Annotated in this window: 11 protein-coding genes; 5 read left to right on the forward strand and 6 right to left on the reverse strand. The window is 73.7% G+C overall.

Features of this window, described 5'->3' with window-relative positions:
- The first annotated feature begins 27 nt into the window (after positions 1-27).
- The gene (locus ACFWZ2_RS01120) at positions 28-2,799 is read left to right on the forward strand and encodes a helix-turn-helix transcriptional regulator (protein ID WP_384539883.1); all 2,772 of its coding nucleotides are present in this window, start codon (positions 28-30) and stop codon (positions 2,797-2,799) included.
- Here ACFWZ2_RS01120 and ACFWZ2_RS01125 read toward each other — a convergent pair.
- The 5 genes from ACFWZ2_RS01125 to ACFWZ2_RS01145 all read right to left on the reverse strand — a co-directional run bounded on the left by ACFWZ2_RS01125 (position 2,796) and on the right by ACFWZ2_RS01145 (position 10,482).
- Positions 2,796-3,767 (reverse strand): diiron oxygenase, encoded by a 972-nt coding sequence (locus ACFWZ2_RS01125; protein ID WP_384539886.1) that lies wholly within the window; start codon positions 3,765-3,767, stop codon positions 2,796-2,798. The two genes, ACFWZ2_RS01120 and ACFWZ2_RS01125, sit on opposite strands and share 4 nt — an antisense overlap.
- 12 nt (positions 3,768-3,779) lie before the next feature.
- Positions 3,780-5,018: an acetyl-CoA carboxylase biotin carboxylase subunit family protein gene (locus tag ACFWZ2_RS01130; protein ID WP_384539889.1), complete on the reverse strand. Its 1,239-nt coding sequence runs from the start codon at positions 5,016-5,018 to the stop codon at positions 3,780-3,782.
- A complete protein-coding gene (locus ACFWZ2_RS01135) occupies positions 5,015-6,835 on the reverse strand; it encodes a GNAT family N-acetyltransferase (protein WP_384539891.1) in 1,821 nt (606 codons plus the stop codon). Before ACFWZ2_RS01135 ends, ACFWZ2_RS01130 begins: the two co-directional genes overlap by 4 nt.
- 46 nt (positions 6,836-6,881) lie before the next feature.
- Positions 6,882-7,919, reverse strand: a complete 1,038-nt coding sequence (locus tag ACFWZ2_RS01140) for an ornithine cyclodeaminase family protein (RefSeq protein ID WP_384539894.1) — start codon at positions 7,917-7,919, stop codon at positions 6,882-6,884.
- An 859-nt stretch (positions 7,920-8,778) separates the two neighbouring features.
- Positions 8,779-10,482: a BTAD domain-containing putative transcriptional regulator gene (locus ACFWZ2_RS01145; protein ID WP_384539897.1), complete on the reverse strand. Its 1,704-nt coding sequence runs from the start codon at positions 10,480-10,482 to the stop codon at positions 8,779-8,781.
- A 230-nt stretch (positions 10,483-10,712) separates the two neighbouring features.
- On the opposite strand from ACFWZ2_RS01145, the gene ACFWZ2_RS01150 reads away from it, so the two are divergent.
- Complete coding sequence (locus ACFWZ2_RS01150) at positions 10,713-11,294, forward strand: hypothetical protein (protein ID WP_384539900.1); 582 nt, start codon at positions 10,713-10,715, stop codon at positions 11,292-11,294.
- Between the two features lie 90 nt (positions 11,295-11,384).
- A complete protein-coding gene (locus tag ACFWZ2_RS01155) occupies positions 11,385-12,143 on the forward strand; it encodes a Clp protease N-terminal domain-containing protein (RefSeq protein WP_384539903.1) in 759 nt (252 codons plus the stop codon).
- Positions 12,144-12,165: 22 nt separating this feature from the next.
- Here the strand turns inward: ACFWZ2_RS01155 and ACFWZ2_RS01160 are convergent, their stop codons facing one another.
- A complete protein-coding gene (locus ACFWZ2_RS01160; protein WP_384539906.1) occupies positions 12,166-12,387 on the reverse strand; it encodes a hypothetical protein in 222 nt (73 codons plus the stop codon).
- Positions 12,388-12,481: 94 nt separating this feature from the next.
- Between ACFWZ2_RS01160 and ACFWZ2_RS01165 the strand changes: the two genes are divergently transcribed.
- Together ACFWZ2_RS01165 and ACFWZ2_RS01170 are read left to right on the forward strand one after the other, a co-directional pair.
- Entirely contained in the window at positions 12,482-13,300 is an 819-nt protein-coding gene (locus tag ACFWZ2_RS01165) for a TetR/AcrR family transcriptional regulator (protein WP_384539908.1), read from the forward strand.
- Between the two features lie 155 nt (positions 13,301-13,455).
- The gene (locus ACFWZ2_RS01170) at positions 13,456-14,592 is read left to right on the forward strand and encodes a radical SAM protein (RefSeq protein ID WP_384539911.1); all 1,137 of its coding nucleotides are present in this window, start codon (positions 13,456-13,458) and stop codon (positions 14,590-14,592) included.

Raw genomic sequence — 14,592 nt, forward strand, 5'->3', positions numbered from 1 at the left:
GTCCTGCCCCGCCGGTAGGCTGAAGCCATGCTCCTGGGGCGCTCCGCGGAATGCGCACGTCTTCTTGCCCTCATCGACAAGGCACGCGGGGGCGAGAGCGGCGCGCTGGTCATCCGCGGTGAGGCCGGCATCGGCAAAACCAGCCTCGTCTCGTACGTCGCCGACACCGCCGACGACCTGCTGCGGCTCGGCACGCGGGGCGTCGAGGTCGAGTCGGACCTGCCGTATGTGGGCCTCGCCGATCTGCTCCGCCCCGTACTGCACTTCCTCGACCGCATCCCGCAGCGCCAGGTCGCCGCGCTCACCGGCGCGCTGGCGCTCGGGCCCGCCGAGGCGCAGGACCGGTTCGCGGTGGCGGCGGGCACCCTCAGCCTGCTGGGCGTGCTCGCCGAGGAGGGCCCCGTCCTCGTCACCGTCGACGACGCGCACTGGCTCGACCCGTACTCCCTGGACGCGCTCGCCTTCGCCACCCGCAGGCTCGGCCGCGAGGGCGTCGTCGTCCTGTTCACCCTGCGCGACGCCCCGGAGGAAGCGGCGTCGCGGCTCGCCTCCATCGAGACCCTGACGCTCGGCGGCCTCGACCCCGAGTCGGCGCGGCGCCTGGTCACCGAGGAGGGCACCGCCGAGCTGACCGAGCAGGAGCAGGCCCGGCTGCTCGCCGAGGCGCGGGGCAATCCCCTCGCCCTGATCGAACTGCCCGCCCTGCTCGCGGGCCGCGGCGACGAGGACGACTCCGGCGCGCCGCTGCCCATCGGCGAGATGCTGGCCCACACCTTCGGCAGCGCGGTCGCCCGGCTGCCCTCCGACGCCCAGGACGCGATGCTGCTGCTCGCGGTCCTCGGCACCCGGCCGCTCGCGGGCACCGAGGCGGCGCTGCGGGCGCACGGGCTCAGCTACGAATCGCTGGAGGCGGCCGAGGCGGCGGGCCTGGTCGTCGAGGAACAGGACGGGTACGCCTTCCGGCACCCGCTGGTCCGCTCCGCCGTCTACCACGGGGCGACCCCGGTGCGCAGGCGGCGGGCCCACCACGCCGTCGCCCGCTCCCTGCAGGGCGCCACCGCCCCCGCACTGGAGCAGTACGCCTGGCATCTGGCCGCATCGGGCGCCGAGCCGGACGAACACGTCGCGTCCCTCCTGGAGAACGCCGCGTCCGGCGCCCCCGAGACCCTCACGTACCCCCTGGCGTCCCGTCTGTACGAGCGGGCCGCGCGCTTCACACCGGCGGGGCAGCGCAAGGCGGAGCGCCTCCTCGACGCCGCACGGGCCGCACAGGCCGCGGGTTCCCTCAATGAAGCCGCGGCGATCCTGGACAGCGCCCTGGAGCACGCCGAGCAGCTCGGCACCCAGCTCGACATCCGCCAGCTCCGCTGCTACCTCGACGTGCAGCGCGGCCAGCCGACGCGCTCGCGCGAACTCCTGAGGTCGGCGGTCGACGAGGCGGAGAAGGTCGACCCTTCGCTCGCCGCGGTCATGCTCGGCGGCATCGCGCTCACCGAGCTGGCCGTCGGCGACCTCACCGCGGCCCGCGTCTCCTCGGCCGCGGCGATGGAACTGGCCGAGTCCGCCCACGAGACGCTGCTGCCCGTGCGGCTCCTGCGCACCCTGGTGCTGCTGCTCGGCGGCGACGCGGACGCGGGCAGGGAACTGCTGCGCGAGCTTGCGGAGCCACTCGCCTCCCCCGACCCCGCGTTCCCCTATCCGCTGTCCGGGGTGGGCGGTCTGTGCCATCTCGCGGCCGAGGAACTCGACGAGGCGCACGGCCTGCTGGACCGCGCCGCGTACACCGCGCGCAGCTCCAGTGCGGTCGGGCTGCTCTCCCATCTGCTGTGCACGCTCGCCGTGGTGGAGTTCTGGCGGGGCCGCTGGACGCCCTCGCTCGCGCACGCCGACGAGGCGGTGCGGCTCGCCGAGGCCACCGGGCGGCTGATCGAGGTGCCGCGCGGACTCGCCGCGCTCGCCAGGACGGAGGCGGCGCTCAACCGCGAGGAGGACTGCAGGCGGCATGCCGCGCAGGCCGAGGAGTGGGCGCTCTCCACCGAGCTGCCGATGGACGCGGCCCGGGCGCGCGGGGCGCTCGGCCTGCTCGAACTGGGCCTCGGCCGCTTCGAGGAGGCGGTGCACTGCCTGGAGGACGTGCGGGCCTTCTCCCGGCAGCACGGGCGCGGCGACGGCCTGTATCTGACCTGGGCGGCGGACCTCGCCGACGCGTACGTCCATCTGCACATGACCGCCGAGGCCCGCGAGGTCCTGGACGTCCTGGAGTACGAGGGGGGCCGCGGCCACCGGCCGGTCACCGCGGGCGCGGCGGCGCGCTGCCGCGGGCTGCTGGAACCCGGCGACCCGGAGCGGGCCTCGGAGCACATGCGGCGTTCGCTCGCGCTGCTCGCCGAGCGCCCGGTGCCCTTCGAGCGGGCGCGTACCGAGTTCGCCTGGGGCGAGCAGCTGCGCAGGCAGGGCAGGCGCAGCGAGGCCAGGCGCCTGCTCGAACGTGCCCTTGCCACCTTCGAGCGGCTCGGCTCGTCCGGGTGGGCGGCGCGGGTGGCCGCCGAACTGCACGCCGCGGGCGGCACCGAAGTGCGCCCGGAGCGGGCCCCGTTGGAGCGTCTCACCCCGCAGGAACTCCAGGTCGCGCTCGTGGTCGGGCGCGGTCTCACCAACCACGAGGTCGCCGAGCGGCTCTTCCTCAGCGTCAAGACGGTCGAGTTCCACCTGAGCAACATCTACCGCAAGCTCGACGGAGTGCACCGCAGGGCACAACTCGTACGACTCCTCGCCCAGGCCTCCGAGGCCCCGGCCTAACCCCCCGGCCCCGGTGCGTCCGGCACGTCCCCGAGCAGCCCTGCCGCGCCGAACGCCTCGGCAGCACCCGGCAATTCGAGCACCCCGGTGTCCCGGAAGAGTCGGACGGTGTGGCGTGCGGTGGAGCGCAGGGCGTCCTGGCGTCCCGGGGTCCGGTAGCCGTCGGCGAGGATGTCGCGCACGGCGTCGGGCCCGAGCCCGGCCACCGTCAACGCCGCGCCCACGGGCCGCAGGTCGGGCGCGAGGCTGGAGACGATCAGCTCGGGCAGACAGCGCGCGGCACGTCTCTTCAGCGGCGTCGGCAGGTCGTGCCACAGGAGCTCGAAGAAGCGCGCGAAGTAGACGTGGTGGTGGCCCTCGTCCCTTGCGTGGTCGCGGACGATCTCCCGCACCACGGGAAGGACCGCCCGGTCCCTGGGCACTTCGTCGAGCGCGACGGGCGCGAGCGTCTCGAAGACGACGACCTGGAGCAGCTGGGTGAGGACCGGTTCCCCCGAGAGGAGTTCGGCGCCGATGCCGTCGAGCTGGCGCAGGAACGGGTCGAAGGCGTAGGGCAGCGGCGGGATGCCGGTGGCGGCGGCGATCTGCTCGACGACGTCGAGGCTGAAGAGGGCGTGGTAGCCCTCGTCGCAGTAGATGCGGTACGCGTCGAGGCGGACCGGCGCGGGCAGCGCGAGTCCGGCGCGGCCGTCCGCGATGCGCTCGGTGGCGCGGTTGACCACGCGCGTCTCGAAGTGCGCGGTGAAGGTCAGGTAGTGGTAGAGGTGGCGGGCCAGCAGCTCCTGACGGCGGCGTTCGGGCAGTTCGCGGACCAGCGGGTGGTCCCAGTACGGCACCAGGTGGTGCGGGAAGAACCGGGTCGCGGGGTCGAGGGGGCCCGCGACGGTCCGGTGCGGGCCGCCACGCACCCCCGCCCGCTCGTACCAGTCGTGGCGGTCACGGCTTTCCGGGAGGGCGTCGTCCGTCATCTCTTTCTCTGCTCATGTGAGGTCCAACGGCTGGGCGTGGATTACCACTTGACCCTCCGCCGCGTCCAGGCGCGCGGTGCACTCGGCGCGGCTCCCGGCCGAGCACAGGACGTAGGCGTACGGCTGGAGGCGGCCGAGCGGCGGCGGTCGCAGCACGTCGCCGGGGGCGGCTAGGGCGGCGGCCCGCAGCAGGCCGGCGGCCCCGTCGGGCGCGGGCACCGTGACCCGGTCCACGCGGCAGTGCCCGGCCGGGTGGCTGAAGCGGATGCCCGCGACGCGCCGGTGGGCGGGTGTGAGGTCGGGCGGGGTGCGCAGGGCGACGTCCAGGGCGACGAGGCCGGGGTCGATCCCGGTGGCGATGCCGCCCAGGCGGGGGATGAGGTCCCCGCCGAGCCCGCAGTTCACCCCGATGACCACGAACCCCCGTGCGGTCAGGCGTACTTCGGTGTGCGTGACCGCGTCGGTGATGCGGAGCGCACGGTGGGTCTCGGCGAGCACCCAGCGCAGGGCGGGGTCGTCGATGAGCGGGTCGCGGGCGTCGACCAGGTGTCCCGTCTCCGCGCGGTACGGGGTGCGGCCCGCCTCCTTGCGGGCGACGAACATCGGCGCGTAGGTGCCGTCGTGGACGACGCCGTCGACGCCGATCTCGGGCCCGTCCAGGTACTCCTCGACGAGGATGCCCGCGCGGTACGCCGAGACGCCGGGGCAGTGGGCCGACCGCGCGTCGGCGCACAGGCCCGCGAGGTCGGCCGCCGAGCGGACCAGCACGGCGCCCCGGACCGCGCCCGGGCGGCGCGGCTCGGCCACCGCCGGGTAGCCGAGCCACTCGGCTGCGGCCGCCGCCTCCGCGGGATCGGCGACCAGGGCGAACCGCGGCTGCGGGAGGCCCGCGTCGCGCAGCAGCGCGCGGGTGCGGTGCCTGTCGCGGCAGTTGCGCACCGCGGTCACGGACGGCCCGGGCAGGTCGAGGACCTCCGCGAGCTGCGCGGCGGCCTGGATCAGCGCCTCCTCGTGGCAGAGCACGCCCCGCACCTTACGGCTTGCGGCGACCGAACGGGCCGTGGCGACCAGGGCGTTGATGTCGCCGGGGTCGACCTGTGTGGCGCCCGCCAGATGGGGCGACTGCCAGGTGGGGGCCGCCGCGTCGAGGAGCCACAGGTCGGCCCGGAGCGCGGCCGGGCGCAGGAGGTGCTCGTGGTACTCCCGGGCGCCGCCGCCGATCACGAGGACCGTTCCGTCGACGGGCTTCACCGGTTCCCCTCCGGCCCGTTCTCCCGGCGGGGCAGCGCCACGCATTCCGGTGCGGGCACGAAGCCCTGCTTGCGGTAGAAGTCGCCGCAGTGGCTGCCGGGGTGCACGACGAACGTCACCCCGGGATACGGCTCGGTGGCCCTGCGCACGAGTTCGCCGCCGATGCCGCGGCGCCGCAGGTCCGGGCGGACGGCCAGGTCGGCGACGAAGGCGTGGCACGACAGGTCGGTCAACACCCGGATGAGGCCGACCAGTTCACCGTCGGCGCGGGCGGTCATCAGATGCTGGGAGGCCGCCAGCATCCAGCGCATCCGGTCGGGCTCGTCGAGCGGCCCCGCAAGACCCGCGGCGCGGAAGAGGGCGGACACCTCGGAGGCTTCCGGGAGTTCCTCGGCGTACACGACGGGCGCGGGCGCGGCGGGTGCGGTCCGCCGCGCCCGCGTGCCGACGGCCGCCTCATGGGCGACGAGGCTCGCCTCCAGACCGTCCAGGATCCGGTAGGTGTCGGCCCTGAGCGTGGCGGGATCGTCGGCGGTGACATACGCGATGCCGCCGATGCCCGGCGCCGCGGCCGACGCGTCGTAGCGGGGCATGGGGGTGCCGTCGGGCACGGTGCGGCCCCTGACCACCTCGACCGTGGTGCCGGGCGAGACCAGGGAACTCCAGTCGTGGGTGCGCCAGTTGAGCCGGGGCAGCGTGGACCAGGGGGTGCCGTGCGCGTCGGTGGCGAGCAGCGCGAGGGACGCGGCGGCCCGGCCGTTGCCGGTGACCAGCATGCGGTCCGGGTACTTCTGGGGTTCGCCGAGCGCCTCGCGTGCCTGGAGGGTGATCAGGTCGACGCCGAAGACCTCGTCGACCTGCCGGGCGACCGTCGCACCGCCGATCCGGGCCGCCGTCCCCAGGAGGCTCACGCGGTGCTCCGCCCCCAGCTGCAGCTCGGTGTGCGTGGCGCAGGTGTCCAGGCCGAGGGAGTCGACGGCGCGGCGCGCATGCTCCTCGACGACGCGCTGGAGCCGCTCGGGCAGCACGCACGGCGTCTGGCCGCTCAGTTCGGTGCAGGGCGCGACGGCGGGCAGCCTGCCGGTGACGCACAGCGGGTGGTAACTGCCGCCCGCGACCATGCCTTCGACGCTCAGGCGGTCGCCGTATCCCCGGGTGTGCTTGCCCGCCACGTCGTCGTACCACGACGCGGTGGTGGACTCGACGCACTCCTCGGCGAGGAACGACGGCGGGTGCGGGCCCGGCGTGCGGTCGCCGGACCCGTCCCTGCGGGCCGCGCGGTCGGCCACGAGGGCCCGGTGCCACACCTCGGCGATGTCGGTGTCCTCGCCGATCACGACGTCACCGGCCGCCCCCTCCCCCTCGGCGCGCCTGAGCAGGAACGGCACGGCGAGCCGGTCCCTGGCCCGTTGCAGGTCGCCGAGGCTCGTGACATGGCAAAAGCGCGGCACGGGCAGTCCGGCGAGCCGCCAGCGCAGCCGCATAAGACCCTTGTCGCACGCCCGGGCCGCGTTGACGCCCGGGCCGGGCAGACCGAGCCGCAGACAGGCCCCGGCGACGGGCCGCACCGCGTGCTCGGAGAACGTCAGCAGACCGTCGGCGCCGATCCGTCCGGCGTGCTCGGTGAGTGCGGCGACCGGGTCGGCGGCCGGGCTCCGGTCGGTGACGTCGGCGCAGTGCCTGCCCAGCTCGCCGAAGGTGAAGTCGTCGACCGGGGCGAGGAGGACGGCGTGCACGGACGCGACGGCGGTGAGCCTCGGCAGGGCGTGGTCCAGGGGCGGGCCGCTCCGGCCCGCGACGAACAGCAGTCGTTTCACAAGTCTTCTCCGTGACGTACGGAAGGTCGGGACGGCGTGGGCCGGGTCAGCGGGGCAGCACGGTGCCGAGGCCCAGGTCGCGGGCGACGCGGAACACCCGGTGGGCGAGGGCGATGTCCTCGACGGCGAGACCGAAGGGGTTGACCACGATCAGTTCGTCGTCGCCGGTGCGCCCGGGACACGCCCCGGTGAGCATCTCGCCGAGCGTCGCGGCGTCCGCGAGCGGGACGCGGCCCTCGCGCAGCAGCCTGCCGAGCAGGCGGTACGGGTCGTCGCGGATCAGGTCCCAGTCGTCGACGTAGAGCCGGTCGGCGCCGGTGAGCACGGACTCGGTCAGGTCGTCGAGCGAGACGTTCACCGCGAGTGCGCCGGTGGCCAGCCAGGAGCGCTCCACATAGGCATGCCGGGTGCTGGTGCAGGCGATCACCACGTCGGCGCCGTGCGCGGCCGTCCGCGCGTCGACGGCCGCGGTGACCTTCACCTCGTCCGCGCCGAGTTCGGATCCGATGTCCCGCTCGAACTGCGCGACACGGCCCGGCACCGCGTCGTACACCCGGATCTCCTCCAGGCCCGGCAGGCCGCGGGCCAGCATCAGCGCATGCTCGCGGGCGACGGCGCCCGCGCCGTAGAGGGCCGCGGTGCGGGCGCCGGGGCGGACCAGGCGGCGGGCGGCGAGCACGGAGACGGCGGCGGTGCGCACGGCGCTGATGTGGGCGCCTTCCATGACGCACAGCGGGTGTGCGGTCCTCGGGTCGAAGAGCACGGTGAGGCCGCCGGCCCGCGGCAGTCCCCGCGCCACGTTCGCCGGGTTGGCGCTGATGATCTTCGTGCCCGCGGCGGTGAGTGCGCCCTGCACCAGGCCGGGCCTTGCGACGCCGCGGGCCTCGCCGCCGTCCGGCGGCGTCCAGCCGAGGTGTGCCTCGGGCGGCAGCACGGTCCGCCCGTCGGCATGTGCGACGAGCGTCTCGTGCATGCAGGCCAGCGGGTCGATCTCGGCGCAGGCCGCGCGCACGTCGGCGCCGGACAGATAGGTCAGGGTGTCGGTGTCGGGCAGGTTCGTGGTGCGGTCGTCGTGAGCGGACATGCTCGTCGGGTCCCCCGTTGTGGTGCGCCGCGCGGGGCGGCGCCATGGTGTGCCATGCCTGTGGATCACGGCGCGGGACGCCGCGGACGGGTCGGCGGCCCGGTCCTTGGGAACGGCGGCGGATCAGACACGGACAGGGGTGGACGCGCGCGGGTCACCGGCCTCGGCAGGGGCGCTGGCGGGTGCCTTGGCCCGGGCCTTGGCGGGTGCCTTGGCGGGCCTCCCCCACAGAAGTCCGCCAGGGACGCCGTGGCACGCGTCGGGACGGTCGACCCGTGCCACGGCGGCCGGCCCGCGGCCCCCCACGGGCGTCTGGGCGGTCCAGTCGTCGACCGGGCCGCCGGAGTCGAACTGCCGCGATGCCGGGCTGATGTCATGCGCGCGGCCGTTCCCGGAGACGTCGCGCGCCCGAGCGGGGGTGCCTTCGGGCACCCCCGTCCCCCGCCCCGGCGACGGTCGTTCCCCCGTTACCGGGCGACCCACCCGTGCGTACACCCCCGTAGTACGTCCGGTCACCGGTTTTCTTCCCCCCGAATCGGTGTTCTCAGGTCCGCCGCGGCTCCGCGACCGTGGCTCCACTCTGGCCCTGCTCGGAGGCGGTGGCGACCGTGAAAACCCTGGGGTCTCACTCCGGGGTCCCGGATGCCCGCCGGGGATGGAAGGGCCGCGTGTGACCAGGGGGACGCGGCGCCCCGCACGGGGACCCGCAGAGCCTGTGGTTCCGCCCTTCAACCACTGTGACCGGCTGATCAACCCAGGGTTTTCCTCGGGCGGTTCGGGCTGCCGGGGGACGGTTCGGGCTGCCGGGGAGGGACCGGGAACGGTCAGCGCGCGGTCCGGCCGCCGTCGCCGCGGCGATTCACGACTGCCCCACGGCCACCGCCCATTCGGCGCGCGCGGCCCGCACCTCGTCCACGGCCTGCCGGTGGCCGCCCGCGCGGGCGCACTCCGCGGCACGGTCCAGGAGGGCGTCGGCCGCCGCGGGCTCCACCGCCGTGCGGACCCGGGCCAGTGCGGTGAGCGCGAAGGCCAGCACGGTGCCGCCGAAGGGCTCGGCGAGTTCCACGGCGGCGCGGGCGAGCCGGTCGGCCTCGTCGATGTCGCCGAGCAGGAGCATGAGTTCGGCGAGGTTGGCGCGCTCGAAGGCGGTCGCGGTGGGCCGCCCCGCCTGCTCGGCGAGGGCGAGCGCGCGCCGTCCGTGCGCCACGGCCTGCCGGTAGCGCCCCGCGCGGCGGGCGTTCTCGCGCAGCACGGACAGGACGGTGGCAAGGAGCGCGGAGTCCCCGGCCCGCTCGGCGGCGACGAGGGCCTGCTCGGCGGCCGCGACGGCCTCGTCGAACCGCCCCAAGAGCCCGTTGCAGGTGGCTTGTTGGGCCAGAGACCTGGCCAACAGGCCCGCTCCGGCGGAACTCCCCACGCCCCGGTCGCCGTCACCGCCCCCGGCACCCACCGACTCCAGCACCGCCTGCGCCTGCCGCGCCGCCCCCAGCCCCGCCGCGTAGTCGCCCTCGTGGAACAGCGTCATCGCGCGCGCCATCCGGCACGCGGCGAGGACCTCGGCGGGTGCGTGCGGGGCGGGCGGATGGGCGTCGAGGACCGCGTGGGCCTCGCGGGTCGTGCGGCGCCGGGCGAGGACCTCGGCGAGGCGGGCGGCCGTCAGGGCGCAGGCGTCGGTGGGGCCGTGCAGTTCGTACGCGTCCAGTGCCTCGCGCAGGACGCGGATCGCCTCGTCGTAGCGGCCCGAGCGCTCCAGGGTGCGGGCCCAGTCCAGGCGTACCCGCGCCGCGTCCGCCTCGGCGGGACCCGGTGCCGTCGGGCGGGCGTCGAGTGCCGCGTGGTGCAGGCGCACGGTCTCCGGCGCGGGGCGCGTGCCGTGTTCCGCCGCCAGCGCCGCCGCGCACTCCTCGTACTGCCGCACCGCTGCGGCGTGCCGCCCCTGGCGCACATGCGCCTCGATGAGGACGCGGTGGGCGCGCTCGTCGGCGGGGGCGTGTTCGATGAGCCGCCGCGCCGTGGCGGCCGCCTCCTCGGGGCAACCCTCGGCGAGCCGTGCCGTGGCGAGCGCGATGCCCACCCGGTCGCGCAGGTCGGCGAGCCGGGCGCGGCGCGGCTCGGCCCAGGCCGCGTACCGGTCCTCGGGCAGCAGCTCACCCGTGAACGCGTTCCAGGCGCACGCCAGTTGCCGTACGCCGCCCTCGCCCAGGGCACGCTCCGCCAGCTCCTCCGCACGGTCCGCGTCGATCACGACGGCGTCCGGCACCAGGCGCAGCAGGGCGCCGTCGGCGACCAGGTAGGAGGAGGTGGCCCTGGGGGCGAGTTCGGGTTCGAGGGCGTGCCGGGCGGCGTGCAGGGCGACCCGCAGGTTGCGCTGGGCGGGGGCCAGTTCGGCGTGCGGCCAGCACACCGCCATGACGCGTTCGCGGTGCAGCTGGTGGCCCGGTGTGACGGCGAGCAGCTTCACGAGCGTGCGGGCGCCGGGCCGCGTCCACCGTTCGGCGGGCGGCACGCCCTGGACACGCTCGGCCCGGAATCCGCCGAGCAGTCGGAGTTGAAGAACGCCCATGAGCGCAGCACTCTAACTCCCGCCGCCGTGGCGGCTGTTACTGGCGCGTTACTGGCCGGATTCCGCCCCTCGTACGCCCATGTCGCGGGCGTGTCCCCGCACTGATCGCGTCGATGTCGCACCGGGCGTCGAATCACCGGCGTACACGCGTTGATCTGCGGGGACGACCTCCCGAGGATGAGTCCGGTCACCCGCACCGGTACCCCCGACCCCCTCACCCCGGAGGAATCGTGAAGCGTTCCCACGCCATCGCCGCGAGCGTCGCCCTGCTGCTCTCGGCCAGCGCCGTGGCGGCCAATGCCGCGGACAGCCCCGGCGGCGCCGCGCAGCCCGCCAAGCACCGTTCCGCCGCCGCGTCCTGGTGCGTCGAGCAGGGCGGCAAGGCGCAGGTCCAGGTGCCGTACTACACGAAGACCGGTACGCAGATCGTCCAGCTCGGCGGCGAGCGGGAGATGTGCACCTTCACCGCGAAGGACGGCTCGAAGATCATGATCGGCGCGGACACGCTGGCCGCGGACAAGCCGACCCTGGCCGCGCTGGCCTACATCCACAAGCCGGCCGACCCGGGCGGCCACCCCGGCAACCCGTCCATCGGCTACTGCAAGGCGCTCAACGGCACGGCGATGTACGGCCCGAAGGCGACGGACGGCGGCGGCTGGGCGCCCAAGGGCGAGACGGACCCGTCGAAGGCCATCGCCGCCTGCATGTTCGGCGACGGTTCGGTGATCGACGCGTGGGGGCTCAAGTACCACACGGGCGGCGTGATCCGGGGCGCCGACCTGACGAAGAAGTTCCGGGCGGACATTCCCTGATCCGGCCCCGGGAGCGGCCGTCGGCCCGCATCCCGAACGCGGTGTCAACCGAAGGTTGACGGTCCCCAACTGTCAACCTACGGTTGTCACATGAGCGATTCCGAGCACACGACACCTCAGCCCCCGATCCGTCTCGACGACCTCATCGACGCCATCAAGAAGGTCCACACCGACGCCCTGGAGCAGCTCTCCGACGCGGTCATCGCCGCCGACCACCTCGGCGACGTGGCCGACCACCTCATCGGCCACTTCGTGGACCAGGCCCGCCGCTCCGGCGCCTCCTGGACCGACATCGGCCGGAGCATGGGCGTCACCCGGCAGGCGGCGCAGAAGCGCTTCGTGCCCAAGAACCCGGGCGAGGCCGCCGATCTCGACCCCAGCCAGGGCTTCGGCCGCTTCACCCCGCGCGCCAGGAACGTCGTGATGGCCGCGCACAACGAGGCCAAGGCCGCCCAGCACGCCGAGATCCGCACCGAGCACCTGCTCCTCGGCCTGGCCGGCGACCCGGAAGGCCTTGCCGCCAAGGCGATCGTCGCGCAGGGCGTCGCCCTGGTGGACGTCCGGGACGCGGCCCTCAGCACACTGCCCGCCACGGCCGCCGAGGTGCCCGAGCTGATTCCGTACGACGCGGGCGCGCGCAAGGTCCTGGAGCTGACGTTCCGCGAGGCGCTGCGCCTCGGCCACAACTACATCGGGACCGAGCACCTCCTGCTGGCCCTCATCGAGTTCGAGGACGGCTCGGGCCCGCTGACCGGTCTCGGCGTCGGCAAGGAAGGCGTCACCACCTGGGTCACCGAGGCGCTCAGCGCCCTGACATCGGGCGGCGGCACGGGACCGGCCTCCGCCTAGGGGCCGATCCGCCGGACAGGCCCTAGCCGCGCCTGCCGAGCTCCTTGGCCCGCGTGTGGGACCAGCCCGCGAGCAGGACGCCGACGGCGGTCAGCGCGACGTACGCGACGAGCAGCACCGCGAAGCCGCCGGGCAGCCAGCCGAGGAGCCCTGTGTGGTCATGGTCGATGAGGAGCCGGATCGCACCTTGCGCGAAGGTCACCATCAGTACGGCACCGAGAATCTGCAGGATATCGTATTTCACGTTACGAACGTAACACCCGCTCAGGCCTGAAGAGGCAGGAGCAGCACAGCAATCTCCCTTTTCGTCACACATTCCGGGTTCTACAATGGAATACGTGCGTGACGAAAAGAGAGCGGAGACAAGCGCGACGGGATGCCGTGAGTGCCGCGCGGCCCTGCCTTCGGGGCAGCGCGGCCGCCCCGCCGTCTACTGCTCGCGCAGCTGCCAGGCCCGGGCGTACCGGCGCCGCAGGAATCCGCCCGTCCCCGCACCCGTCGAGGCCCGGGCGGACCCCACGGACCCGGGTCCGCCGGACGCGCGTGCCCGCAAGCGCCGCCTGGTCGCCGAGGCGGTGTGGCGCATCGCCGCCGAGCGGGGCCTGCACGCGGCGAGCATGCGGGAGATCGCCGCCGAGGCGGGGGTCTCCCTGCGCGTCGTGCAGTACCACTTCACGAACAAGCACCACCTCCTGGTCTTCGCCCTGCGTCTGCTGCATGAGGACAACGACCGCGAGGCCCGCTCCCGCCTGCCGTCCGACCTCACGGACCCGCGCGCCCTGCTGCGCGCCGTGATCGACGAGTTTCTCCCTCTTGACGAGCGACGGGCCGCCGCGCTGCGGGTGTTCGCGGCCTACTACGCGCGCAGCCTCACCGACCCGGAGCTCGCCGCGGTCTTCCTCCACGACGAACAGCCGCTGGAACGGCTCGTCGCCGGGCTGATCACGGCGGGCGCAGGCCCTGACGCGGCCGCCGCGGGGCTCGATCCGCGGCACGAGGCCGATCTCCTGGTGTCGGGCGCCACCGGACTCGGCATGGACGTCGTGCACGGGCGCCGCACCCTGGCCGACGTGCGCGACGTGCTCGACTACCACGTCGGACGGATCCTCGGGCAGGGCACAGGGTCCAATTTCGCCATCAACTACCGCGTTGTCTAGACCCATTGACAGCCCTGACGGGCCTCCCTAATGTCGCCATCACGCTCGAACAACGTATACGCACATCGATCTTGCGTGGGGGGTTCGTGAACAGCACACCTAGTTCCGGCGACATTGGAATGGCTGCCCCTCAAAATCGCGACGGACTCCCCATCGTGAGTCTCGATCAGGCCCACTCGCCACAGAAGGTGCTCGCGCACGGCGAATTGCTGCGCCGCTTCGTGGCCGGTGAGGAGATCAAGCCCGTCCATATGCGCATCGGCATCATGGGTGCCTGCAATATGCGCTGCAATTTCTGCAACTTCCACTCCCCCAACGAAGAGCAGTTCTACGACCTGTTCTCGTTCAAGGACTCGATCGCCACCGACAAGGCGATCACGCTGCTGCGCGAGTTCGCCGAGAACGAGGGGCGCGCCGTGACCTTCTGCGGCAGCGGCGAGTGCACCATCCACCCCGGCTACACCGACATCTGCCGTGCCGGGCACGCGGCCGGGCTGCGGATCGGCCTGATCACCAACGGCTCGCGGCTCGGCCGCGCCAAGGTCGCCGCCTGTGTCGCCGAGACCCACACCTGGGTCCGCATCGGCCTGAACGCGGGCACCGAGGCCACCTTCGACGACATCACGCGCGACCGCGAGCAGACGTTCTCGAAGTTCATCGGCTCGGTCGGCAGGCTCAGGGAGACCGCCGTCGACCCGGACTTCCGCATCGGCTTCAACTACGTGATCACCCTGCAGAATTACCGGGAGATCATGGCCGCGGCCCGCATCGCCCGTGATTCCGGGGCGCATTACGTACGCTTCGAACCGGAGTTCTACAGCGCACTCGGTCACGAGACCATCGAATCCGTGATGCCGGAGATCTCCGCATCCCTCACCCGCGCCGCCGAACTCTCCACGGACGCCTTCGAGGTGTCGGTGCCCAAGCTGGACCGCGGCCCGATGGACCAGGTCGAAGAGGTCGAGGGCGACTTCGAGCGCTGCCACTACAGCCGGTTCGTGACCGCGGTCGGCGCCGACGGCAATCTCTATCCCTGCCCGCAGGTGCATCTCAACAGCCGCTATCTGATCGGCAATGTCGTCGAACAGGGATACTCCGACGTTCTCGACGGCGGCCCGCGCGCCGAGTGGGAGGCCTCCAACCCGCGCAGGACCGACCTGTGCAAGTCGTGTTTCTACCGCCCCCAGAACGAACTCCTCGAACTCCTCAAACGCGGCCAGATCAAACTCGACGAGGCCCTGGACGCCTACGCCCTCGAAGTGCCGAGCACCCTGCACGGCGACTTCGTCTGA

This window comes from Streptomyces sp. NPDC059002 (assembly GCF_042740435.1).
Classification (GTDB): domain Bacteria; phylum Actinomycetota; class Actinomycetes; order Streptomycetales; family Streptomycetaceae; genus Streptomyces.